Source organism: Paenibacillus sp. 1011MAR3C5 (assembly GCF_003591485.1).
Classification (GTDB): Bacteria; Bacillota; Bacilli; order Paenibacillales; family Paenibacillaceae; genus Pristimantibacillus.
Genome location: NZ_QZCF01000001.1, coordinates 262,706 through 286,368, shown reverse-complemented (window position 1 = coordinate 286,368; position 23,663 = coordinate 262,706). Strand labels below are relative to the sequence as shown.

Annotated in this window: 19 protein-coding genes; all 19 read left to right on the top strand. The window is 53.5% G+C overall.

The features are described 5' to 3' along the window. Positions 1-8: 8 nt before the first annotated feature. The 19 genes from D3P07_RS01380 (at position 9) to ftsZ (ending at position 23,651) form a co-directional block, all read left to right on the top strand. Positions 9-407, top strand: coding sequence for a DUF3397 domain-containing protein (locus D3P07_RS01380; protein ID WP_119798303.1), 399 nt, complete (start codon positions 9-11; stop codon positions 405-407). A 164-nt stretch (positions 408-571) separates the two neighbouring features. Beyond that, a complete protein-coding gene (gene bshC, locus D3P07_RS01375) occupies positions 572-2,215 on the top strand; it encodes a bacillithiol biosynthesis cysteine-adding enzyme BshC (RefSeq protein ID WP_259391287.1) in 1,644 nt (547 codons plus the stop codon). Positions 2,216-2,244: 29 nt separating this feature from the next. Next, a complete protein-coding gene (locus tag D3P07_RS01370) occupies positions 2,245-3,507 on the top strand; it encodes an adenosylhomocysteinase (RefSeq protein WP_119798302.1) in 1,263 nt (420 codons plus the stop codon). A 226-nt stretch (positions 3,508-3,733) separates the two neighbouring features. Beyond that, positions 3,734-4,171, top strand: coding sequence for a division/cell wall cluster transcriptional repressor MraZ (gene mraZ, locus D3P07_RS01365; protein WP_119798301.1), 438 nt, complete (start codon positions 3,734-3,736; stop codon positions 4,169-4,171). A gap of 48 nt (positions 4,172-4,219) precedes the next feature. Beyond that, positions 4,220-5,173: a 16S rRNA (cytosine(1402)-N(4))-methyltransferase RsmH gene (gene rsmH / locus D3P07_RS01360; protein WP_119798300.1), complete on the top strand. Its 954-nt coding sequence runs from the start codon at positions 4,220-4,222 to the stop codon at positions 5,171-5,173. 19 nt (positions 5,174-5,192) lie between these two features. Continuing rightward, on the top strand, positions 5,193-5,597 hold the full coding sequence (ftsL, locus tag D3P07_RS01355; RefSeq protein ID WP_119798299.1) for a cell division protein FtsL: 405 nt from the start codon (positions 5,193-5,195) through the stop codon (positions 5,595-5,597). A gap of 13 nt (positions 5,598-5,610) precedes the next feature. Beyond that, positions 5,611-7,977, top strand: a complete 2,367-nt coding sequence (locus D3P07_RS01350) for a penicillin-binding transpeptidase domain-containing protein (protein WP_119798298.1) — start codon at positions 5,611-5,613, stop codon at positions 7,975-7,977. A gap of 104 nt (positions 7,978-8,081) precedes the next feature. Further along, complete coding sequence (locus D3P07_RS01345; protein WP_119798297.1) at positions 8,082-10,022, top strand: stage V sporulation protein D; 1,941 nt, start codon at positions 8,082-8,084, stop codon at positions 10,020-10,022. A gap of 77 nt (positions 10,023-10,099) precedes the next feature. Next, entirely contained in the window at positions 10,100-11,587 is a 1,488-nt protein-coding gene (locus D3P07_RS01340) for a UDP-N-acetylmuramoyl-L-alanyl-D-glutamate--2,6-diaminopimelate ligase (protein ID WP_119798296.1), read from the top strand. Continuing rightward, positions 11,584-12,999, top strand: a complete 1,416-nt coding sequence (locus D3P07_RS01335; protein WP_119798295.1) for a UDP-N-acetylmuramoyl-tripeptide--D-alanyl-D-alanine ligase — start codon at positions 11,584-11,586, stop codon at positions 12,997-12,999. Before D3P07_RS01340 ends, D3P07_RS01335 begins: the two co-directional genes overlap by 4 nt. 4 nt (positions 13,000-13,003) lie before the next feature. Beyond that, positions 13,004-13,960, top strand: coding sequence for a phospho-N-acetylmuramoyl-pentapeptide-transferase (gene mraY, locus D3P07_RS01330; RefSeq protein ID WP_119798294.1), 957 nt, complete (start codon positions 13,004-13,006; stop codon positions 13,958-13,960). A gap of 76 nt (positions 13,961-14,036) precedes the next feature. Further along, complete coding sequence (gene murD, locus D3P07_RS01325; protein ID WP_119798293.1) at positions 14,037-15,470, top strand: UDP-N-acetylmuramoyl-L-alanine--D-glutamate ligase; 1,434 nt, start codon at positions 14,037-14,039, stop codon at positions 15,468-15,470. A 44-nt stretch (positions 15,471-15,514) separates the two neighbouring features. Next, complete coding sequence (spoVE, locus tag D3P07_RS01320) at positions 15,515-16,612, top strand: stage V sporulation protein E (protein WP_119798292.1); 1,098 nt, start codon at positions 15,515-15,517, stop codon at positions 16,610-16,612. A gap of 5 nt (positions 16,613-16,617) precedes the next feature. Further along, complete coding sequence (gene murG / locus D3P07_RS01315; protein ID WP_119798291.1) at positions 16,618-17,730, top strand: undecaprenyldiphospho-muramoylpentapeptide beta-N-acetylglucosaminyltransferase; 1,113 nt, start codon at positions 16,618-16,620, stop codon at positions 17,728-17,730. 156 nt (positions 17,731-17,886) lie between these two features. After that, positions 17,887-18,792, top strand: coding sequence for a UDP-N-acetylmuramate dehydrogenase (gene murB / locus D3P07_RS01310; RefSeq protein WP_119798290.1), 906 nt, complete (start codon positions 17,887-17,889; stop codon positions 18,790-18,792). Positions 18,793-18,807: 15 nt separating this feature from the next. Further along, on the top strand, positions 18,808-20,085 hold the full coding sequence (gene murA, locus D3P07_RS01305) for a UDP-N-acetylglucosamine 1-carboxyvinyltransferase (protein WP_119798289.1): 1,278 nt from the start codon (positions 18,808-18,810) through the stop codon (positions 20,083-20,085). Positions 20,086-20,190: 105 nt separating this feature from the next. Continuing rightward, positions 20,191-20,961, top strand: coding sequence for a cell division protein FtsQ/DivIB (locus D3P07_RS01300; RefSeq protein ID WP_119798288.1), 771 nt, complete (start codon positions 20,191-20,193; stop codon positions 20,959-20,961). 299 nt (positions 20,962-21,260) lie between these two features. Continuing rightward, entirely contained in the window at positions 21,261-22,508 is a 1,248-nt protein-coding gene (gene ftsA, locus D3P07_RS01295) for a cell division protein FtsA (RefSeq protein WP_119798287.1), read from the top strand. Positions 22,509-22,526: 18 nt separating this feature from the next. Next, positions 22,527-23,651, top strand: a complete 1,125-nt coding sequence (gene ftsZ, locus D3P07_RS01290; protein WP_119798286.1) for a cell division protein FtsZ — start codon at positions 22,527-22,529, stop codon at positions 23,649-23,651. Positions 23,652-23,663: the final 12 nt, after the last annotated feature.

The following is a 23,663-nucleotide window of genomic DNA, read 5'->3' as shown; positions in this document are numbered from 1 at the left end:
GGACAAGCATGGGCGCGATATGGAATAGCATACAAATCGTTTATACGGCACTCGCGGTTATACCGATTCTTCCTTTTGCGATCGTTCTGTTCGGTTACGGCGCGATCGTCCAAAACCGGAAAAAGGCGCTCATTATGGCAATGGACGTATCGACTGTTTTTTTTGTTTTATGCGTATCCGCTTTATTTAATATGCTGTTCAAAAGCTCTTTCGGTCTTTACGGGATTCTGCTTGTGATGATATTGGCAGGCGGATTGCTTGGCAATGCCCAATTCCGCAAGCGCGGCAGTGTGGATGTCAAGCGCGTCTTCCGGGCGATCTGGCGGCTCAGTTTTTTTGCAACAAGCGCGCTGTACCTCGTGTTTATGTTGATTTTGTTAAGCAAACTCGTTTTTACCGTTGCATAAGAGACTATACATAGAAGAAATGCCCCTGAGCGAAGGGGCTTTTTTGCTTTGACGGGCTACTCGTTCTTTGTGTACAATGACTTTGGCGTTACTTTTACATGGGGTACCGTATCGGATCGTCTGACCCATTCAACATCATATAGATCATAAGGGAGGATTGGCTGATGATGTCAACAGAATCGTATCGTCTTCCCGTTGCCCAGCCATTGACGGAGGCTTACATTCACCAGTCGGATGCAAGAATCGAGGAATTATACGGCTATTATGCAGGTGCCGTGTCAGATTGGGAGCGGCGTTACCGTTCATTGCGCGACCTGACACCAACAAGAGCAAATGCGGCTGACGTTGCGGAGAGCCTGCGGATTTATCAGGCGAAGTGGGGAGCTTCAGAGGAGACGCTGGCTAATATCGCTGCAATTAGCGAAGGAGCGCCCGTCGTAATCGGCGGACAGCAAGCCGGTCTATGGACAGGCCCGTTGCTTGTCATACATAAAGCCGTCTCCATCATCAATGCGGCCAAGTCGGCAAGCGAGCAATTAGGAACCAAGGTTGTCCCTGTCTTCTGGATCGCGGGAGAAGACCATGATTGGGATGAAGCGAATCACGCATATGTCATTACGGCGGATCAAGAGCTGAAGAAGCTTGCGGCGGCCAGGCCGGAAGGGCCAAGAACATCGGTCAGCCGGACAGGGCTCACCCCTGAAGCATGGGAGCAATTGATTGTCGATCTGGAACAATCGCTGCCTCATTCCGAGTTTAAGCCGCATATGCTGGAGAAGCTGGCAGACCTGTCCGGGCCATCGTCCTCGCTATCGGATATGTTCGCAGGACTGCTTAGCCACTTGTTCGGAGGAGAGGGTCTAGTGCTCCTGGATGCGGATAGTCCGGAGATTCGCAGACTGGAAGCCCCTATGTTCCGCAAGCTGATCGAGCGGAATGACGAGCTGGAGCGGGCTTATCTCTCTGCTGCCGGCAAAGTGAAGTCATTCGGATATACGCTTCAGGCAGATGTTGTTCCAGGCAGTGCGAACCTGTTCTTGTTCCACCCGGAGAAGGGCGGAGAGCGAACTTTGCTTCATAAGAAGGACGGTTCCTTCCAAGATCGGAAGGGTTTATCCGCATGGTCTGCGGAGGAGCTGCTGCACTTTGCGGATAAGCAGCCGGAGCTGCTGAGCAACAATGTGCTGACGCGTCCTTTGATGCAAGATTATTTGTTCCCAGTGCTTGGAACTGTACTTGGTCCTGGGGAAATTGCCTATTGGGCGCTTACGGGAGAAGCCTTCCGCACGCTCGGCATGGAGATGCCGATCATTGTGCCGCGCATGTCCTACACGCTAATTGAAGGCACGATCGCAAAAAATATGACCAAGTACGAGCTGTCATTCGCCGATGTCATGGAACGCTTCGACGCGCGTAAGGAAGCTTGGCTGAAGGAACAGGACGGACTGGCCATCGAAGAGAAGTTCGGCGCCGTCAAAGCGTCATTCGAGGAGATGTATAAGCCTTTGGTTGATATGGCGGCTTCCGTGCAAGCGGGGCTTGCTAAGCTTGGCGAGACCAATATGACCAAGATCCTGGAGCAGATCAGCTATATGGAGTCCAAAACTGTGGATGCGTACAATAAGCAATTCGAGGCATCCATCAGGCAATTTGACCGCATTGCAGCCGCCATCCTGCCGGCAAGCAAGCCGCAGGAGCGCGTGCTGTCGATGGTTGTCTATTGGAATCGTTATGGCGATGCTTGGCTGGGCAAGCTCCTTGATGCGCCGTATGACCGCACGGGCGGACATGAAATTGTATATTTGTAAGATATCGAACTTAATTGGAGGGGACCACAGTGAGCTCATTGGAGAAAAGCATTATCGCTGATCCGGCGCTTGCGCCGGAAGGGCATCTAAAGATTGACTGGGCAAGCGCGCATATGCCAGTCCTGAACAAGATCAAAGAGCAGTTCGAGAAAGAACAGCCGTTCAAAGGGCTGAAAGTGTCCATTTCGCTTCACCTGGAAGCGAAGACGGCTTATCTGGCGAAGGTGGTTCAAGCGGGCGGGGCGGACGTGACGATTACCGGCAGCAATCCGTTGTCCACACAGGACGATGTGTGTGCGGCGCTTGTGGAGGACGGCATTACCGTATTCGCCAAGTACAACCCGGAGCCAGAGGAGTTCAAGGCGCTGAACATTAAAGCGCTGGAATCGAAGCCGGATCTGATCATTGACGATGGCGGCGATCTCGTGACGCTGCTTCACTCCGAGTGCCGTGAGCTTGGGGTTAATCTGCGCGGCGGCGCGGAAGAAACGACGACGGGCATTATCCGTCTGAAAGCACTCGAGAAGGAAGGCTCGCTGAGCTTCCCGATGGTTGCAGTTAATGATGCCTACTGCAAATATTTGTTCGACAACCGCTATGGCACAGGCCAATCGGTATTTGACGGCATTAACCGTACGACGAATCTCGTCGTAGCGGGCAAAACCGTTGTTGTTGTGGGCTACGGCTGGTGCGGCAAAGGCGTAGCGATGCGTGCCAAAGGCCTTGGCGCTACCGTAATCGTGACCGAAATTGACGCGATCAAAGCGGTGGAAGCCTATATGGATGGTTTCGCTGTGATGCCGATGCAAGAAGCGGCTAAGCTTGGCGACATGTTCGTAACCGTCACAGGCAACCGCGATGTTATTCGCGGGGAGCATTACAAAGTAATGAAGGACGGAGCGATTCTCTCGAATGCGGGTCACTTTGACGTAGAAGTGAACAAGGTCGAGCTGGAGGCCATGTCTACGGGCAAGCGTACGGTTCGCCGCAATATCGAGGAATACAAGATGGAGGATGGCCGCAATATCTACTTGCTTGCGGAAGGCCGACTGGTTAATCTGGCTGCCGGCGACGGTCACCCTGCGGAGATCATGGATATGACGTTCGCTCTTCAAGCATTGTCTCTGAAATACGTGAACGATGAATTCCAATCCATTGGAAGCAAAGTCGTTAACGTTCCTTATGAGCTGGATGAGAAGGTGGCGAGATTGAAGCTGGAATCGCTGGGCTTTGGCATCGATAAGCTGTCGCCGGAGCAGATCGCTTACCTGGACAGCTGGACAGAACATTAATTTGCAGTCCAATTACCCAGGACTTTTGCTGGGGTGTGATTGAGGTTTTAGAGCTTAAGAACTAACCCCGATAGAATGGCTAGGAATAGATGATTAATAGGCTAAAATAATTTTCGAAAATCCTGCTCTTGGAGCAGGATTTTTATTTTAGGTGGCGAACTACTGTATCAAGGTGGGGAAAAGTGGGGCAAAGTGGAGCTTTTAGGGGAAGGGGTGGAGCGGCATCATGTTTATGGGTGAATATCAACATAGCATTGATGAGAAGGGGCGCATTATTATCCCTGCGAAATTCCGCGATTCGCTCGGTACTTCCTTTATTGCAACACGCGGCCTGGATAACTGCTTATTCGTCTACCCGATGAGCGAGTGGAGCGTGCTGGAGCAGAAGCTGAAGACGCTGCCGCTTATGAAGTCCGATGCGCGTGCCTTCACCCGGTTTTTTTTCTCCGGGGCGACGGAATGCGAGCTGGACAAACAGGGAAGGGTAAATATACCAAGCCATCTGCGGGAATATGCGAAGCTTGACAAGGACTGCATGGTGCTGGGCGTGTCCAGCCGTGTGGAGATCTGGAGCAAGCAGACTTGGGAAGGCTACTACGAGCAATCGGAGCAGACTTTCAATGAGATTGCTGAGAAACTGGTTGATTTTGACTTTAACTTTTAAGAATGAACCGACAACAGGATGGACTATAGGAATGGGAGGACTACATGCGTGTTTCAGCATAAGACCGTGTTATTGGAGGAAGCGGTTGACGGCCTGGCGATCAAGCCGGACGGCATATACGTCGATTGCACGCTCGGAGGAGCGGGACATAGCGAGCTGATTGCTTCCCGCCTCGGTGCAGGAGGACGATTGATCGCATTCGACCAGGACGACTGGGCGCTGGATAATGCGCGCAAGAGGCTTGCCCCTTATATCGATAAAGTAACGCTTGTACGAAGCAACTTCCGTTACCTGGAGCAAGAGCTTCTGGGATGCGATGTGCCGGTTGCAGACGGGGTGCCTCAGGTAGACGGCATCTTGTTCGATCTCGGCGTATCCAGTCCGCAGCTGGACGAGGCGGAAAGAGGCTTCAGCTACAATCATGATGCGCCGCTTGACATGAGAATGGACAGAGAGAGCGACCTGACGGCCCACGAGATCGTGAATACATGGGATGAGCGGGATATCGCACGCATTCTGGACCGATATGGCGAGGAGAAGTTCGCCCGCAATATTGCCAGGAACATCGTGAAAATCCGGCAGCAAACGCCGATTGAGCAGACTGGAGAACTGGCAGAGCTGATTAAGGTATCGATTCCTGCTGCCACGCGCAGGACAGGCGGCCATCCGGCGAAGCGTTCCTTCCAGGCGCTCCGGATCGCAGTTAACGATGAACTGGGCGCTGAAGAGGAAGCGCTGGAGCAAAGTATCAGATGTCTGGCTCCCGGGGGAAGAGCTTCCGTTATCACCTTTCATTCTCTGGAAGATCGGATCTGCAAGCAGATTTTTGCCAAATATGTGGAGAAGTGTACATGCCCGCCGGACTTTCCGCTATGCGTATGCGGGAATAAAGGAACACTCAAGCTAATTAATCGCAAGCCGATTCTGCCAAGCGAGGCAGAGCTGGAGGAGAATCCGAGAGCCAGATCGGCAAAACTGAGAATAGCCCAGAAATTGGGATAAAAGAGGGGGATATCTACTAGTGGCGTACGTTAATGGTAATCTGGCGCTTCAGCCGAAGCGAAAGCCGGGACAGAAAGAGGTCATTCGCGAAACGAAGAAAGTTGTCATCAAACGCAAGTCATTGCCCGTACAGGAGAAGCTCTTGTATCTGTTCACGGTTATCATCTGCGTTGTTGTAGCCGGCATTATTATTTCTCGTTACGCACACATCTACGATATGAATCTCCACATTAAACAATTGAACACGGAGAACCAGACGTTGAATGTGGAAATGGCGGAGCTAAAACGCCAGGTCGAGATGCTGGGCGATCCGGAGCGTATCCGCAAGCTGGCGGAGTCGCAGGGCATGGTCAGCAGCAGCGTGGATAACGGCATCATGGTGAAAAAAGACAGCGTCAATCCCAGCATAGCTTTGCATGAATAGGGTGTGACATTTTATGAGTAAACGGATTAAACTGCGCACGTTGTTGTTCGGAGGGGTGATGACCCTCCTTTTTCTCGTTCTCATCGGCAGAATCTACTATGTTCAGGTGATAGACAGGGATACTTATTACGCGATGGCGAAAAATCGCTGGGCCGCAGCGGAGACGCTCACAGCGAAGAGGGGGACGATCACAGACCGGAACGGCAATGTTTTGGCTATGGACACGATTGCTTACAATGTATCGGTTAATCCGAGATTAATAGACAAGCTGGGGATAACAGAGGAGGTTATTAAAGGATTAACAGAATCTCTGGGCATTCCTGAGAGTACAGCTCGAGAAGTCGTTACAGCCAAAAACGACGAAGGAGTCCATTTCGCCCACAGAGAGCTTCGGAATGGCGGCTGGCAGATTGAAAAGACGTTGGCGGACAAGCTGGTTGAATTCCGTGAGGGATTGAAAACGGAGCTGCTAGACAAGAAACTAGGCAGCGATACAGGCATTATGATCGCCGAGACGCTGAAACGTTATTATCCGCGCAAGACGCTGGCTTCTCAGCTGATAGGCTATGTCAGTCTGGACCGAGAGAAGATGACGGGCGTTGAGGCCTACTTCAATGACCGATTGACCGGCGTCGACGGATATTTCCGTTATGAGAAGGACGGCGCGCGCGTACAGCTCGCCAAGGGCGAGGTTGAATTTCAGCAAGCGCTGGACGGCAGTAATATTACTTTGACGATCGACAATGAAATTCAGGACTACGTAGAGGAAGCGCTGCGTGAAATCATGAATAAATACCAGCCTAAGAATGCAACGGCAATCGCGGCTGATCCGAATACAGGGGAGATATTGGCGATGGCCAATATGCCGGAGTACGACCCGAATGAATATTGGAAAAGTCCTTATGAAAATATGTACAATCACGCTGTCGGCTCTCTCTACGAGCCGGGCTCCACGTTCAAGATCGCTACGCTTGCCGCGGCGGTGGAGGAAGGCTACTTCGATCCAGAAGAAAAGTATCAATCCGGTCGTTATAAAATACCGGGGGATACGGTTGTCATTCGCGACCATAATCTGGATGGCTGGGGCGAAATTACTTTCTTGCAGGGCTTGAAATTGTCCAGTAACGTAGCATTCATCAAGCTGGGTTTGGAGCGTCTGAAAGCGGAGGGCCTTCGCGACTATTTCACACGCTTCGGCTTTGGCCAGAAGACGGGTATCGAACTGACGAATGAAGCGACAGGATCGATCCGCTTCCAGTACAATAGTGAAATCGCAACGGCTTCATTCGGCCAAGGCGTCGCCGTAACGGCGATTCAGCAGGTGGCGGCTGTTGCGGCGGTGGCGAACGGCGGCAAGCTGATGGAGCCGCATATTATCAAGAACATAACAGATCCGAACACCAAAACGACAACGGTAACGGAGCCAAAGATGGTCAGGAGAGTCATCTCGGAGCAAACCTCTCGTCAAGTAGGCGAATATTTGGAACAGGTTGTTTCTGACCAAGAAATCGGCACAGGCAAAAACGCCTATATCGAAGGTTATCGCGTGGCGGGCAAGACGGGTACTGCCCAGAAGTTCATCAACGGCAAATACTCGAAGGAAAAATTCATGGTGTCCTTTATCGGCTATGCGCCGGTCGACAATCCGAAAATCGTTCTGTATATTGCTGTCGACGAACCGAACAGCCCGAATGTTGGCGGCGGTACGGTAGCAGCGCCAGCCTTCCGCGAGATTGTGCTGAAGAGCTTGCGCAAGATGGGCATAGCTCCTAACTGGGTGCCGGAAGGCGATCCGGAGTCGAAGGAAATTAAAGTGAAAGTGCCGGATATGAAGGATGCCAACATCTCGAAGGCCAAAGCGGAATTAAAAGCGAAGGCAATGCCGTTCGAGATCGTTGGCAATGGCGGCACGGTCGTCGCCCAGATTCCGGCCGCGGGCTCCCTGGTGCACCCGACGCAGCGGCTCTTCCTCATTACGGAGCAGCTGAACAAAATCCCGGTGCCGGACCTGACCGGCGTGTCGTTAAGGGATGCTCTAGAGCTGTCTTCGTTAATTGGAGCGAAGCTTGTAACGGAAGGGACGGGCTTCGTGGTCTCGCAGAAGGTGGAGGAGAAAAACGGAGTGAGGATTATTCGAGTGAAGCTGTCGCCTCCGATTGGCTCGGATGATTATGTCGAGCCTGATCCGAATGACGTTGAAGAAACAAATACAGAAGGTGGCGACGGCGAAGGCAGCGAAGGCAGCGAAGGCAGCGAAGGCAGCGATGGCGGTGCGGATGGAACTGATGCTTCCGGAGGCAGCGGCAATGCCGATCCGCCGGACACGACAGAGGGTGCGCCTCCAGAAACTATTGATATTGAGCATGTCGGAGAAAATTAGGACGCGGCCCAATAGCTTGTCATAACCCCCCCTTGTCCCGAATAGGCTGGGAATGAGCGTTAGCGTACGCTCGTTGCCAAGCGGCGGTACAAGGAGGAATAAGAATGAAAGTATCGAATGTGACGGTTAGACGCCGGCTGTTCATCGTGCTGATCCTTGCGGGCGTTGCGTTTATTGCGCTGGGATTCCGGCTTGCATACGTTCAGTTGTGGAAGGGTGCGGAGCTGGCGGAGAAAGCGGAGAATTCATGGAGGCGGGACATTCCGTACGTCGCCAAGCGGGGCGAGATATGGGATCGCAACGGTGTGCAGCTTGCATACAATATCAGTTCTCCAACGGTATGGGCCATCCCCGTACAGGTGAAGAATCATGAGGAGACCGCCGCGACATTGTCCAGGCTGCTGGATATGCCTCAGGAGAACATCCTGAAGAAGCTCAAGACCAAATCGATGATTGTGAAGCTAGCGCCCGGCGGCAGGAAGATTACGCTGGAGAAGGCGGATGAAATTCAGCAGTTGAATTTGCCTGGAATTGTTGTCGCGGAGGATAATAAGCGGTTTTATCCCTATGGCAGCCTAGCCGCGCATCTGCTGGGCTTCACGGGTATTGATAACCAGGGATTGACGGGTGTGGAATCCAAGTATAATGAGATGCTTAGCGGCATCCAAGGCAATGTATCCTGGCTGTCGGATGCTGCAGGACGCCAGATGCCGAATTCCTCCGATATGTATGTCGAACCGAAGGAAGGTCTGACGCTGCAGCTGACGATCGACCAAGCGGTCCAGACGGTTATGGAGCGCGAGCTCGATCAGGCGATGACGTCGCTCCAGGCTGATAATATTATCGCTATCGCAATGGACCCGAGCAATGGGGAAATCCTCGCGATGGCCAGCCGTCCCACGTACGAGCCTGACAAGTACAAAGAAGTTGCATCAGAGGTGTATAACCGAAATTTGCCGATCTGGATGACGTACGAGCCGGGTTCTACCTTTAAGATCATTACACTGGCCGCTGCGCTCGAAGAGAATAAAGTAGATTTGAAAAACGAACGGTTTTTCGACCCCGGTGCGGTCGAGATCGGGGGAGCGAGGCTGCGCTGCTGGAAGAAGGGCGGCCATGGCAGCCAGTCGTTTCTGGAGGTTGTAGAGAACTCCTGCAACCCCGGCTTTGTTGCATTAGGCAACAGGCTCGGCAAGGAAACGTTGTTTCAATATATTAAGAACTTCGGCTTCGGCACGAAAACGGGCATCGATATTGGCGGTGAGGAGAACGGCATCCTGTTCAAGCTGAGTCAGGTAGGGCCGGTCGAGCTGGCAACGACAGCGTTCGGCCAAGGCGTATCGGTCACACCGATCCAGCAGGTTGCCGCAGTCTCGGCCGCCATTAACGGCGGGACGCTCTACAAGCCTCATGTAGCGAAGGCGTTCATCAACCGGGAAAGCGGAGAAGTCGTACAGACGATGGAGCCTGAAGCGGTGCGTCAAGTAATCTCCGAGGAGACGTCTCGTGAGGTGCGCGAAGCGCTGGAGAGCGTTGTCGCCAAAGGCACAGGGCGCAATGCCTTTATTGACGGCTACCGCGTAGGCGGCAAGACGGGAACAGCCCAAAAGGTTGTGAACGGGCGCTACTCTCCGAATGAGCATATCGTATCGTTCATCGGATTTGCGCCTGCGGATGATCCGAAGATTGTGGTCTACGTCGCTGTCGATAATCCGCAAGGCATTCAGTTCGGCGGTGTCGTCGCAGCTCCAATCGTACGCAATATAATGGAAGACGCTTTGACGATATTGGATATCCCTCCTCGGGAGAAGCAGATCGACCGGCTGTACAAGTACGGCGAGACGCCGATCGTTACCGTTCCCAATCTGATTGGGAAGAGCGTATCCGATCTCTATGAGGATTTGAATATGAATTTAAACTTGACTTCCGCAGGAACCGGCAAAGTGGTCATTCGCCAGGCGCCTGCGGCAGGCACGCGGGTCGATCGAGGCTCAACGATCCGAATCTATCTGGGCGATGAAGAGGATATTCCTCATTCGCACTAAGCTTTTCTCCCGTTAACGCGTTTGCTCTGGGCGGCATATAGTATTCCGTCAGAGTATTCGAGGGAGGATTGAAGGAGATGCGTCTGCGCGATCTTACGGATTTGCTCATTACAGCTCGTTTGGTTGGGGATGGAGAGACGGAGTTTAGGGATATCGAGAAGGATTCGAGGCTGGTGAAGCCCGGGCAGCTGTTCCTATGCGTGCCGGGGCTGACAGTAGACGGCCATGCATATGCGGAAGAAGCCGTCCGCATGGGAGCTGTAGCTGTCGTCACAGAGCGGCTCCTTGCGCTCGATGTGCCGCAGCTTCTCGTTAAGGACAGCAGGCTTGCTACAGCTATTATCGCGGATCATATCTATGCCCATCCAAGCGAGCACATCAAGCTGATCGGCGTGACGGGCACAAACGGCAAGACAACTACGACTTATTTAATAGAAAAAATATTGAATGACCAGCGGATGCCGGCAGGCGTCATCGGCACAATCGAATGGCGCTACGGCAGCAAGTCGTTTCCGATGAAAGGCACGACGCCGGACGCGCATGAGCTGCAGCGCCAGCTCGGCGAGATGCGGGATGCGGGCATGCGCTACTGTGCGATGGAGGTTTCCTCGCATGCGCTGGAGCAAGGAAGGGTGAAGGGCTGCCGGTTCCGAACGGCCATCTTCACCAATCTGACTCAGGACCATCTGGATTATCACGGCACGATGGAGCATTACGCCGATGCGAAGGGGTTATTTTTCTCCAGACTTGGCAATGCTTACTCGCAGCCGGCGCAGGAGCGCTCCTACGCTGTGCTGAATGCCGACGATGTGGCTTCAGAACGATTCAGGATGCTCACTTCCGCTGAAGTGATCACATATGGCACGGAAGAGGAAGCCGATGTGCGTGCCACAGCCATATCCGTATCGGCCAGAGGAACTTTCTTCCATGTCCAAACATTCCGCGGAGAGGCCGATATCCGGCTCCGCCTGCCCGGCAAGTTCAATGTATACAATGCTTTGGCAGCCATCTCTGCGGCGCTGATCGAAGGTGTCCCGCTGTCCGATATTAAGGCATCGCTGGAATCGATTCCCGGTGTTCCAGGACGGGTAGAGAGCGTGGAGGAAGGGCAGCCCTTCTCTGTTGTCGTCGATTATGCCCATACGCCCGACGGCCTGGAGAATGTGCTCCGAGCCATACAGGAGTTCGCGGGCAATCGCGTCATATGCGTATTCGGCTGCGGAGGCGATCGCGACCGGAGCAAGCGGCCGCTTATGGGCAAGATTGCAGCCCGATACGCCGATATGGTCATTGTCACGTCCGATAACCCGAGGACGGAAGACCCTGACCGCATTATGGCGGACATCGCTGCTGGGCTGGCCGAACAGGAGATGGAACCGTCCCGCTGCCTATTCATACCAGATCGCCGCGCCGCAATTCAAAAAGCGGTTGAAATGGCAAGCCAAGGCGATGTAGTATTGATTGCGGGGAAGGGTCACGAAACCTACCAATTGGTCGGAGGGAGAGTCTATCCTTTCGATGATCGAATAGAAGCAAAAGAAGCTATAAGGGGACTATTACATTGATAAAACGGACAGTAGGGCAGCTCGCTTCCATGTGCGGCGGAGCGCGCAAGGGCGGCCGCCCGGAGGAAACGATAAGCGGCATTATGACGGATGGCAGATTGGCGGGGAGCGGCGAGCTGTTCGTGCCGCTGGTCGGCGACCGGTTTGACGGTCACGACTACGTAGAGCAGGCCGTTGCCAGCGGAGCGAAGGCTATTATGTGGCAGCGTGGCAAGGAGATTCCAGCCTCGCTGGCGCATCTTCCTTTCCTGCTCGTTAAGGATACGCTGGAGGGACTGCAGGCACTTGCGGCAGCTTACCGCAATGAGCTGATGGCGCGCGTGGTCGGGATTACCGGCAGCAACGGCAAGACGACGACAAAGGACATGACGGCTGCGCTGCTTGCTACTCAATATCGCGTGCTCAAGACAGAAGGGAACTTAAACAACCATATCGGCTTGCCGCTCACCATTCTGAAAATGGACGAGGAGACGGAAGTCGCCGTACTGGAGATGGGCATGAGCGGGTTCGGCGAAATCGAGCTGCTGACGAAGATCGCGCAGCCTGATGTTGCGATCATTACGAACATCGGCGAAGCTCACATGCTGCAGCTTGGCTCCCGCAGCGGAATTGCAAAGGCGAAGCTCGAAATTACGGCTGGCCTTGGCGATGACGGCATGCTGCTGTTCAATGGCGACGAGCCGCTGCTCCATGAAGGGCTTAAAGCGATGAATCTGCCGGAAGGCATCACGCTTCGCACGTTCGGGCTTGATAGAGGCAACGAGTGGTCGGCAGCGGATATCGCGCTTGCGCCGGATGGCAGCACCTTCAACGCCCGATACAAAGATGAGAATACGGGAATGGAAAAGCTTCATATTTCCACCCCAGGCCGTCATAATATTAGCAATGCGCTTGCTGCAATTGCAGCGGCCCGCATCTTCGGCGTCAAGCCCGAGAACATCGCAAGAGGTTTCCAAGGGCTGCAGCTGACCGGCATGCGGATCGAACCGTCGAAAGCTTATAACGGGGCGACTATACTTAACGATGCTTATAACGCAAATCCCACAGCGGTGCGCGCCGCAATCGACCTGGTGAGCGGACTTGGCGGCTTCGGCCGCAGATGGATCGTGCTGGGCGATATGCTGGACCTCGGTCCGGAGGAAGCGTCCCTGCACCAGGAGATTGGCGAATATATAACGAAGGGCAAAGCGGAAGCCGTTGTTACGTTCGGGCCGTTATCAGCAATCCTATCGGAAGCCGCAGCCAAGAAGCTGTCGGAAGCGGCTGAAGCCGGATATGTACGGCATTTTGAAGACAAAAACGAGCTTGCCGCGTGGGTTCGGGAGCAGCTCCATCCTGAAGATCTTGTTCTTGTAAAAGGTTCAAGAGGAATGCAGATGGAGCAGGTTGTCCAAGCTTTGGAGAAGGGGTGAGGATATGGACATGATGGTCATCTTGTTTTCAATAGGCGTTTCATTCTTGCTAGCAGTATTGCTCGGACCATTGTTCATTCCTTTGCTTCGGCGACTGAAGTTCGGCCAACAGATCCGTACCGAAGGCCCGCAGAGCCACCTGAAGAAGGGTGGAACGCCTACGATGGGCGGCATTCTCATCATGATCGCCCTTATGATTGCGTTCATCCGCTTCGCAGACAAAACACCTGAATTCTGGGTGCTGCTGACGGCATCGCTTGGTTTTGGACTTGTCGGCTTTTTGGACGACTATATCAAAATTGTATTCAAGAGATCGCTTGGCCTTACAGCGAGGCAGAAGCTGTTCGGTCAGCTTCTGTTCTCCATTATCGTCTGTGCCATGTTGTATAATATGAACCATAGCACGGAGATAACGATACCAGGCACAGCATGGGGCTTTGACCTGGGCTGGTTCTATTATCCGCTGGTCGTCATTATCATGTTCGCGGCGAGCAACTCCGTCAACTTTACAGATGGTCTTGACGGCTTGCTGGCGGGGACAAGCGCGATTGCGTTCGGCGCGTTCACGATTGTTGCGCTGCAGACCTCCGCACATGAATCTGCCGTATTCTCAGCAGCGATGATTGGCGCCGTACTAGGTTTCCTGGTATTCAACGCTCATCCGGCTAAGGTGTTCATGGGCGACATGGGTTCACTTGGCATCGGGGGCGGTATTGCCGCGGTTGCGATTCTGACCAAGACAGAGCTTCTGCTCATTGTGATCGGCGGGGTCTTCGTCTTGGAGATGCTATCGGTTATTATCCAAGTCGCTTCGTTCAAAACAAGAGGAAAACGCGTCTTCAAGATGAGTCCGATCCACCACCACTTCGAGCTGGTCGGCTGGTCGGAATGGAAGGTCGTGACGGTGTTCTGGCTGGTCGGGCTGCTGTTCGCCGCGGCTGGCATTATGTTCGTCATCTAAAAAACTAACACAATTACGCTAGAGGCGGTTCTCGCACGGAGAGCCGCTTCCTGCATCCATAGAAAGGGATGTCGTTATGAATCATCCGTCAACCTATCGTGACCAACGTGTCGTTATTCTGGGTCTTGCCAAAAGCGGCGTCAGCGTGGCAAAGCTATTCCACAAACTGGGCGCGGACGTCATCGTCAATGATAAGAAGGAGACATGTCCCGAAGCGGACGAATTGACCGCTTTGGGCATTTCTGTGCTATGCGGCTACCATCCGGACGATCTTGTCGATGACAGAACCGTACTTCTCGTCAAAAACCCCGGTATTCCATATTCGGCTCCGCCAGTGCGTCAAGCGCTCGATCGCGGGGTAGAAGTGATTACAGAAGTAGAAGCGGCGTATTGGCTTTCTCCCGCTCCGATCATCGGCATTACAGGCTCCAATGGTAAAACAACCACTACAACACTTATCGGCAAGCTGCTGGATGCGGCAGGGATGAAGCCGATCGTGGCGGGGAATATCGGCTTGCCTTTATGCGATGCTGTAGAGGAAGCGGAAGAGGACGGATGGATTGTGGCGGAGCTGAGCAGCTTCCAGCTTAAGGGTACCACCGCATTCCGTCCACGAATCGCCTTGCTGCTGAATCTGGCGGAGACCCATTTGGACTATCACGGCGGCATGGAGGATTATGTCGCTTCCAAGCGCAAGATGTTTGCGAATCAAGAGAGCGGGGATACCGCCGTTCTGAACTGGGATGACGAGACTTGCCGCGCCATTGCGGAGGGATTGTCCGCAGATGTGCTGCCGTTTTCCTTATATGAGCGGCTGGAGGCGGGGGTATGTGTTGAGCCTCCTTACAGCCGAGATCATCTTGCTGAAGGTGCCGATGAGCCGAGACGCGTCATTGTGTATCGGCGTCCAGCATCGGCCGGTGGCGGAGAGGCCGTCATTATGCCGGTCGACGCGCTGGGCATTCCGGGGCGGCATAATACGGCCAATGCGCTTGCGGCAATTGCAGCGGCGCTTGCAGCCGGCGCTCCGTCTGAAGGGCTGGCGAAGCCGCTGGAGCTCGTCAGGAGTGTGGAGCATCGCCTGGAATTTGTTCGCGAGCTGAATGGCGTTAAATTCTACAATGACTCCAAAGCGACCAATCCGACGGCGTCTACGATGTCGATCCGCTCGCTCAAAGGGCCTATCGTGCTCGTAGCCGGCGGACTGGACAGAGGCTCCGATTATATGGAGCTATTGCCTGTATTCCGCAATCTGAAAGGTCTGGTAGCGCTGGGAGAGACGAAGGAGAAGCTTCTTCGCGTCGCAGAGCTGGCAGGTTTAGCTAATGCTCATTCGGTGAACGCTGAAGGTGACGCCGAAAGCACGCTTAGGGAAGCAGTGCGCCAAGCGGCAGCGCTGGCAGAGCCGGGCGATACCGTCCTGCTGTCGCCTGCTTGCGCGAGCTGGGACATGTTTGCATCCTATGAGCAGAGAGGGAGCATTTTTAAGCAATCGGCGCATACCTTGTAAGTAGGGGGCCTGTCCCTACTTTCCCATGCTAAGAGGTGTTCGCGATGGCAAAAGCGCGGTCTGCCCCGGATATTTGGCTGCTTGCCGCAATAGGGCTTATTCTTGCGATCGGTATTGTAATGGTGTATAGCGCGAGCGCCGTGCTCGCTTTCCATGAGTTCGGCGACCGGTTTTATTACGTGAAGCGGCAGCTATTGTTTGCCGTACTGGGCGTAGGTGCGTTACTATTTACTATGAACGTCCATTATTCCGCTTGGAAGAAGTGGGCGCCGATGGCCTTGATTGTATGTTTCGGGCTTTTAGTTATAGTCTTGATCCCCGGCGTGGGCGTCGTTCGCGGCGGAGCGCGCAGTTGGCTCGGCATTAGCTCCTTCGGCATTCAGCCATCGGAGTTCATGAAGCTGGCCATGATCTTGTTCCTATCGAAGTGGCTGTCGGAGAAGCAGCAGACCATTACTCATTTCACCAAAGGGCTAATGCCGCCGCTTGGGCTCGTCGGTCTTGCATTCGGCATGATTATGCTGCAGCCGGATCTCGGTACGGGCGCGGTTATGGTAGGCGCATCTCTAATTCTGATCTTTACGGCAGGGGCCAGATTGTCTCATCTGGGAGGTCTGGCGATGATCGGCGTCGTCGGTTTAGTCGGCTTGATTCTTGCCGCTCCATATCGCCTGAAGCGCATTACGTCCTTTTTGGACCCGTGGGCCGATCCGCTCGGCGGCGGTTATCAAATCATTCAATCGTTGTTTGCCATCGGGCCCGGCGGATTGGTCGGACTCGGCCTTGGCATGAGCAGGCAGAAGTTCAGCTATCTGCCTGAACCGCAGACGGATTTTATCTTTTCCATTCTGGCGGAGGAGCTTGGCTTTATCGGAGGCGTCGCTCTTATCTTATTATTCCTGGTGGTCGTCTGGCGCGGAATCCGCGCTGCAATTGCGGCTCCAGACACGTTCGGCAGCCTGCTCGCAGTCGGCATTACCGGTATTATCGGCGTGCAGGTGCTCATCAATATTGGTGTCGTCATCGGCATGATGCCCGTTACCGGCATTACGCTGCCGCTGGTCAGCTATGGGGGCTCATCGCTAACGCTGCTGCTGACGGCGCTCGGCATCCTGCTGAACATATCCCGTTATTCGAGGTGAAGATTATGCGTATCGTGTTGACCGGTGGAGGAACCGGCGGCCATATTTATCCCGCGGTCGCCGTAGGCAAGCATATGCTGCAGAACGATCCGGACACGAAGCTATTATATATCGGCACGGCCAAAGGCATGGAAAGCAGAGTCGTGCCAGAGCAAGGCATTCCGTTCGAGGCGATTGAGATTACAGGCTTCCGCCGGAGGCTGTCATTCGAGAACGTCAAGACTGTGATGCGATTCCTGAAAGGGGCGCAGCGCTCCAAGGCGCTGCTTCGCGAATTCAAGCCGGATGTCGTAATCGGTACTGGCGGTTATGTGTGCGGACCTGTCGTTTATGCGGCAGCCAAGCTCGGTATTCCGACCTTCATTCATGAGCAGAATGCTATTCCAGGCTTAACCAATCAATTCTTATCCCGCTACGCGGATCATGTAGGCGTCAGCTTCCCGGAATCGGCATCGCAATTTCCGAAGGCGAAGGAAACGTCTTTCACGGGCAATCCATGTGCGACCAACGTGCTCCGAGCTGAATCCGGCAAGGGGCTTCAGTCTTTGGGCTTGTCTCCGGCAACGCGCTTGGGTCTTGTCGTAGGGGGCAGCCGAGGGGCTCGCGCGCTGAATGAGGCGATCATCGAGATGGCTCCCGCGTTGGACCGAATTAAGGATGCCCATATCGTCTTCGTGACTGGCGAAATCTATTATGAGTCCACAAAGGAACGCATCCGTAAAGAAGCGCCAGAGGCGCTTAAGAGGCTGACACTGGTGCCGTATCTTCATAACATGGCAGAGGTGCTGAAGGACGCTACGCTTGTCGTCAGCCGGTCGGGAGCGTCTTCCCTGGCAGAGATTACAGCGCTGGGACTGCCATCTATTCTGATCCCGTCTCCTAATGTAACCAACAATCATCAGGAGGCGAATGCCCGCAGTCTGGTATCGGCCGGAGCCGCCGAAATATTGCTGGAGAAGGACTTGTCCGGGACAGCTTTGCTCCGCATGATGGAAGAGCTGCTCGGCGACACGGACCGCATGCTTGCGATGTCGGCGTCCACGGCAAAGCTGGCTGTGCCCGATTCGGCGAACCGCATCGCGGACGCGCTGATGCGAATGGACGGCAAGCGGCGATAAGTTAGGCGAACTGGGCGATTGTCACACAACGTGCCAGGAGGGCATAGGATACCTTATATTCGTGACCGACACCAACGGGAGCGTAAGATCACATTACAGCGGCTTAGAAGCCGCAGCGAACGGCAAAACACGCAGCATCGAAGGAGGTAGTCGCAGATGGAAGCACTTATAGCGGAGCTTGAGCAAGCGAATCTTGGAAAACTATTATATGACGAACCGCTAACGAAACATACAACATGGAAAATCGGCGGTCCCGCCGATCTATTAATCCTTCCCGCAGGAAAAGAACAACTTATTGCCATTGTTAAGCTATTGATTAAACATGGGCAAAGCTGGACCAATCTGGGTCGCGGCTCCAACATGCTTGTCGGCGACAAGGGCATTCGCGGCGTTGTGATCAAACCGGCCAATGGTCTAGATTACGTGCGTTTTGAAGGGGCGACCGCGATTGCGGGCGCATCTTATTCTTTTATCAAACTGTCGGTTATGGCAGGCAAGCAAGGCTTGACGGGGCTGGAATTCGCGGGGGGAATTCCGGGCACGGTCGGCGGAGCCGTCTACATGAACGCTGGGGCGCACGGATCGGATGTGTCACGTATTTTCAAATATGCTGACATTGTACTGGAAACAGGAGAATTGGTTCGTTACGGAGCAGATGAAATGCGCTTTGAATACCGTCATTCCGCTCTTCATGAGATGAAGGGTCTGATCGTGGAAGCAGCGTTTGAGCTAGCGGAGGGAGACCGGATGGAGATTGCATCCGCTATGGCCTCCTACAAGGAGCGCAGGCTGAGGACTCAGCCCCTGCAGCTGGCAGTTGCAGGCAGCGTATTCCGTAATCCGCCGGGCGATTATGCTGCGCGGCTAATCGAGGAAGCAGGGCTTAAAGGATTCCAAATCGGTGAAGCGCAAGTATCCGAAATGCACGCCAATTTTATTGTAAACACCGGGCAAGCGACAGCTAGAGATGTTCTCGCCCTTATGTCCCATATTCAGAGCACTGTAGAGCAGCGTCATGGCGTCAAGCTGGTGCCGGAAGTATTGGTGGTGGGCGAGCGGTAATTCGGAGGTGATACATTGGACAAATTGGTGATTGAAGGCGGGAAACCACTCTCAGGAACCATAGTTATCCAAGGAGCGAAAAATGCCGCCTTGCCGATATTGGCTGCCAGCTTGCTGGCAGAAGGCACGACGACGATCGATTCCGTGCCGCATTTGCTGGATATCGACGTCATGTTGAACATTTTGCGCGAATTAGGATGTCGCGCCGAGCATACGGATGACACGGTGGTGCTGGATACGACATCCGCCCATACGTCCCATGTGCCGGAGAACTTGATGAAGCAGATGCGTTCCTCCATATTCCTTATGGGACCCCTGCTGTCTCGCTTCGGTGAAGCACAGGTCTACCAGCCTGGCGGATGCGCAATCGGCGAGAGAAAGATTGATTTGCATCTGCAAGGGCTGCAAGCGCTTGGCGCGGAGATCGAGGAAGTGGGCAACCGCATTGTATGCCGGGCAAACAAGCTAACCGGCGCCGACATTCATCTGTCCTTCCCAAGCGTCGGGGCTACAGAAAACATTATGATGGCTGCCGTCCTCGCTGAAGGACACACGACGCTCAGCAATGCTGCGCGAGAGCCGGAGATTCAAGATTTGCAGCGATTCTTAAATGCCATGGGCGCCAAAATTATGGGAGCGGGAACCGATACCATTACCATTGAAGGCGTTGACCGGCTTACGCCTTGCCGTTACAAGGTCATTCCGGACCGTATTGTTACGGGAACCGTAATGGTAGCAGCCGCGGCTACACGCGGTCAGGTCACGCTCCAGGAAACACAGCCCGCCCATTTATCCTCGCTTATTCATGTGATGCGCCGCGCAGGTGTTCAAATTGTCGTCGACGGTGATATAATAAAGGTCGGCAGTTCTGCCAGGCCAAAGGCGGTTGAGCGGATCGTCACGTCGCCTTATCCGGCATTTCCGACTGATCTTCAATCTCAGATCATGGTATTGCTGTCGCTGGCCGACGGGGTCAGTATCTTGAAAGAAACGATTTTCGAAGGCAGGCTTAAGCATGTGGATGAGCTGTCGCGCATGGGAGCCGATATTCGCGTTGACATGAATGCGGCATTCATTCGGGGTGTGCCGCGCTTATACGGAGCGACGGTGGAAGCGACCGATCTGAGGGCCGGAGCAGCCCTCGTTATCGCAGGTCTTGCTGCGCAAGGCCGGACGACCGTGGAGCAGGTTCACCATATCGATCGAGGCTATGATCGGATCGAAACGATGCTCACGAGGCTTGGAGCGCGAATATCCCGGTCTTCGCCAGTGCCGCAGGCGCCTAATCTTTAAATCATATGCTAGACTTCGGCCATATAGAAACGAAGGGCTTCCGATGCGGGTTTGCTTACGCAAACCCTTGGGAAGCCTTCGTTTCACAGAAAAGAGGGACAAGTTATGAGCACACAAATGCCTGTGCTGAAGGAACCACCGCGCAAACGCAGAGGCAATAAAAAGCTGCTTGCCGTTCTATTTCTATTGTTTATCGCGCTGCTTGCGGTGCTATTCTTTAACTCATCCATTAGCAAAATATCCGAAATTCAAATTACCGGCACGCATTTCACCTCTACGGAGGAAATTGCCGGAGCCTCGAGAGTCGAAGTAGGAGACGCCTTCTTCCAGATCGCATCAGCCGATATATCCGCAAACGTCAAGACGCTGCCTCAGGTTGAGGATGCAAAGGTAATGAAGGTCTTCCCGGGCATTGTGAAGATTGCGGTACAGGAATATCCGGTTGTTGCGTTTGAATTATCCGCACAAGGGGATTTGACAGCGCTGTTATCAAACGGAACAAGCGTATCAGCCGAGCAGGAGGGCCTGCAGCTGCTGGACAAGCCGGTATTATCCGGTTGGGAGACAACTGATCCGGTGAAGCTGGAACTAACCAAGCAGCTCGCTCTGATACCGGCGAAGCAGCTGTCGGATCTGTCGGAGATATCACCGCTCCCTTCCAAGGCATATCCCGATCGCATTCGCATGTACACGCGCACCAAATTCGAGGTCATCACAGCCGTCTCCGTATTAACGGAGAAGATTGACGCTTTGAATGCCGTTATCGAGACGCAGGAGCCGGGGAAAATTACGATGCTGCTTGCCGATACGTACGTTCCTTTCCATACAGAGGAAGAGGGAGACGAGTCTGATTCAGAAAAAGTGGATTCTGAGTAAAAATAGACTACTAAATTCCTTGAAAGAATGGTAGAATTTTATTTACGATGTTTCTAAGAATAGGCATAACCATGCGCTGCGGGCGGCGGCGCTATGTCCATTCAGTATCCTTTTCGCATTTACCAAAAACATAAAATCGGCATAAAAGCCACACTTCGACAGCGCTTCATGAAAGTTATGAAAAATTTGTTGAAAAAAGAGGGAAAATATTAAGAGCGTTGAATAAGTAGAGAGACTTACTCATAATCACAACATAAAACGCACTTATCATTACTATTTGGGAACGGAGGTGCCGCGAGTTGAGCAGCAATGACATCATCGTCAGTTTGGACATCGGTACATCCAAGGTTCGTGCTATTATTGGCGAGATGAACAATGGAGCCATTAATATTATTGGAGTTGGATCTGCCGACTCAGAGGGTATACGCAAGGGAGCAATCGTCGATATTGATCAGACTGTGCAATCGATCCGCAACGCTGTAGAGCATGCGGAGCGCATGGTCGATATTCAGATATCCGATGTTTATGTCGGTATACAAGGCAATCATATTGGATTGCAGACTAATCATGGCGTTGTTGCCGTATCCAATGAGGACCGGGAAATCGGAGAAGAAGATATAGAACGCGTGCTGCAAGCCGCGAAAGTCGTGGCATTGCCGCCGGAACGGGAAATTATCAACCTGGTGCCGAAGCAATATCTGGTGGATGGTCTTGAAGGAATTTCCGACCCGCGGGGCATGATCGGCGTTAGACTTGAAGTGGAAGCAACTATTGTAACCGGCACGAAGACAGCCATACATAACTTGATGCGCTGTGTGGAGAAGGCTGGTCTGCGCATCTCTGGCGTCATCTTATTGTCCTTAGCTTCTGGCGTCATGTCGCTGACGAAGGACGAGAAGATGATGGGAACCGTGCTCGTTGATATTGGCGCGGCATCGACTACGATCGCCGTATACGAGCAAGGCGGCCTCGCTGCCGTCTCGACTTTGCCAATCGGCGGAGAGTTCGTCACGAACGATATTGCCTACGGCTTGCGTACGCAAAGCGATCAGGCGGAGAAGTTCAAGCTGAAGTACGGATGCGCCAACGTAGCTGACGCTGCGGATGACGTGAAGTTCAAGGTAACCCGCATGGGCAGTAATGTCGAGAAGGAATTTTCGCAAAGGGACTTGGCTAGCATCATCGAGCCGCGGATGCAGGAGATTTTCCAGCTGATCCGGCAAGAGGTGCGCCGTTTAGGTTACGGCGATAAAGTGAATGGGTATGTGCTGACAGGCGGTGCGGTTGCTCTTCCAGGAACGCTCGCTCTAGCCCAGTTAGAGCTGGAGAGCTCAGTCCGTACAGCATTGCCTGATTATATCGGAGTGAAGGATTCTGCCTATAGCAGCGGTGTGGGCATGATTCAATATGTATCGAAGTATATGGGCGTTCGAGGCGCTGGCGCAGTGAAGAAAGCATCGGCGCCAAGCCGCAAAGCGGGTCCTGCACCTTCATCTAAACCCGGTATGTTCGAGCGGATTAAAAATATGTTTAACGAATTTATTTGAACTGGGGGAAAATGAGAGATGTTGGAATTCGATTTGGAGCTTGAACAGCTCGCTCAAATAAAAGTAATAGGCGTAGGCGGCGGCGGCAGCAATGCCGTGAACCGAATGATTGAGAACGGTGTAAAAGGCGTTGAATTCATTACGGTGAACACCGATGCGCAGGCGCTTCATCTGGCGAAATCCGAGCACAAGCTTCAGATCGGCGATAAGCTGACGCGCGGGCTTGGCGCAGGAGCCAATCCTGATGTCGGCAACAAAGCGGCTGAAGAATCCCGCGAGCTGATCATGAATCAGCTTAAGGGCTCCGATATGGTATTCGTTACAGCGGGGATGGGCGGCGGTACAGGTACTGGCGCTGCTCCTGTCATTGCGGAGATCGCTCGTGAATGCGGAGCGTTGACGGTTGGCGTGGTTACACGTCCGTTCACATTCGAGGGACGCAAGCGTGCCGCTCAAGCAGAGCAAGGCATTGAAGCGCTGAAGGAAAAAGTCGACACGCTGATCGTCATTCCGAATGACCGACTGCTTGAGATCGTTGACAAGAAGACGCCTATGCTTGAAGCATTCCGCGAAGCGGACAACGTGCTTAGACAAGCTGTACAAGGTATCTCCGACCTGATCCAAGTACCTGGTCTGATCAACCTTGACTTTGCCGATGTAAAAACAATCATGACAGAGCGCGGTTCTGCGCTGATGGGCATCGGTATCGCAGCTGGCGAGAACCGTGCAGCTGAAGCAGCCCGCAAAGCAATCATGAGCCCGCTTCTGGAGACGTCTATCGATGGAGCACGCGGCGTTATTATGAACATTACAGGCGGCAGCAACCTGTCCCTGTATGAGGTCAACGAAGCGGCAGAAATCGTGATCTCCGCATCCGATCCGGATGTGAACATGATCTTCGGTGCAATCATTGAAGAAGATATGAAGGACGAGATCAAGGTTACCGTTATCGCGACAGGATTTGAGGCCAAAGCGAATACGCAGTCTGCTCGTAGAGGCGTTCAGCAGGAGACAGCTCAAGCACAACAGGAGCCGAAGACGGCTTCCAATTCTTCCGGCGTGAAGCCATTCGGTCTGGGAAGCTCGAGCGATCAACTGGAGATTCCAGCGTTCCTGCGCAAGCAGCCTCGTTCGGATAGATAGGAACACAAAAAT

What these genes read in the sequence shown, in the direction of transcription:
- D3P07_RS01380 (WP_119798303.1), top strand. Translation starts at nt 9, where the DNA reads ATGGGCGCGATATGGAATAGCATACAAATCGTTTATACGGCACTCGCG.
- bshC (WP_259391287.1), top strand. Translation starts at nt 572, where the DNA reads ATGATGTCAACAGAATCGTATCGTCTTCCCGTTGCCCAGCCATTGACG.
- mraZ (WP_119798301.1), top strand. Translation starts at nt 3,734, where the DNA reads ATGTTTATGGGTGAATATCAACATAGCATTGATGAGAAGGGGCGCATT.
- D3P07_RS01350 (WP_119798298.1), top strand. Translation starts at nt 5,611, where the DNA reads ATGAGTAAACGGATTAAACTGCGCACGTTGTTGTTCGGAGGGGTGATG.
- D3P07_RS01345 (WP_119798297.1), top strand. Translation starts at nt 8,082, where the DNA reads ATGAAAGTATCGAATGTGACGGTTAGACGCCGGCTGTTCATCGTGCTG.
- D3P07_RS01340 (WP_119798296.1), top strand. Translation starts at nt 10,100, where the DNA reads ATGCGTCTGCGCGATCTTACGGATTTGCTCATTACAGCTCGTTTGGTT.
- mraY (WP_119798294.1), top strand. Translation starts at nt 13,004, where the DNA reads ATGGACATGATGGTCATCTTGTTTTCAATAGGCGTTTCATTCTTGCTA.
- murD (WP_119798293.1), top strand. Translation starts at nt 14,037, where the DNA reads ATGAATCATCCGTCAACCTATCGTGACCAACGTGTCGTTATTCTGGGT.
- spoVE (WP_119798292.1), top strand. Translation starts at nt 15,515, where the DNA reads ATGGCAAAAGCGCGGTCTGCCCCGGATATTTGGCTGCTTGCCGCAATA.
- murG (WP_119798291.1), top strand. Translation starts at nt 16,618, where the DNA reads ATGCGTATCGTGTTGACCGGTGGAGGAACCGGCGGCCATATTTATCCC.
- murB (WP_119798290.1), top strand. Translation starts at nt 17,887, where the DNA reads ATGGAAGCACTTATAGCGGAGCTTGAGCAAGCGAATCTTGGAAAACTA.
- D3P07_RS01300 (WP_119798288.1), top strand. Translation starts at nt 20,191, where the DNA reads ATGAGCACACAAATGCCTGTGCTGAAGGAACCACCGCGCAAACGCAGA.
- ftsZ (WP_119798286.1), top strand. Translation starts at nt 22,527, where the DNA reads ATGTTGGAATTCGATTTGGAGCTTGAACAGCTCGCTCAAATAAAAGTA.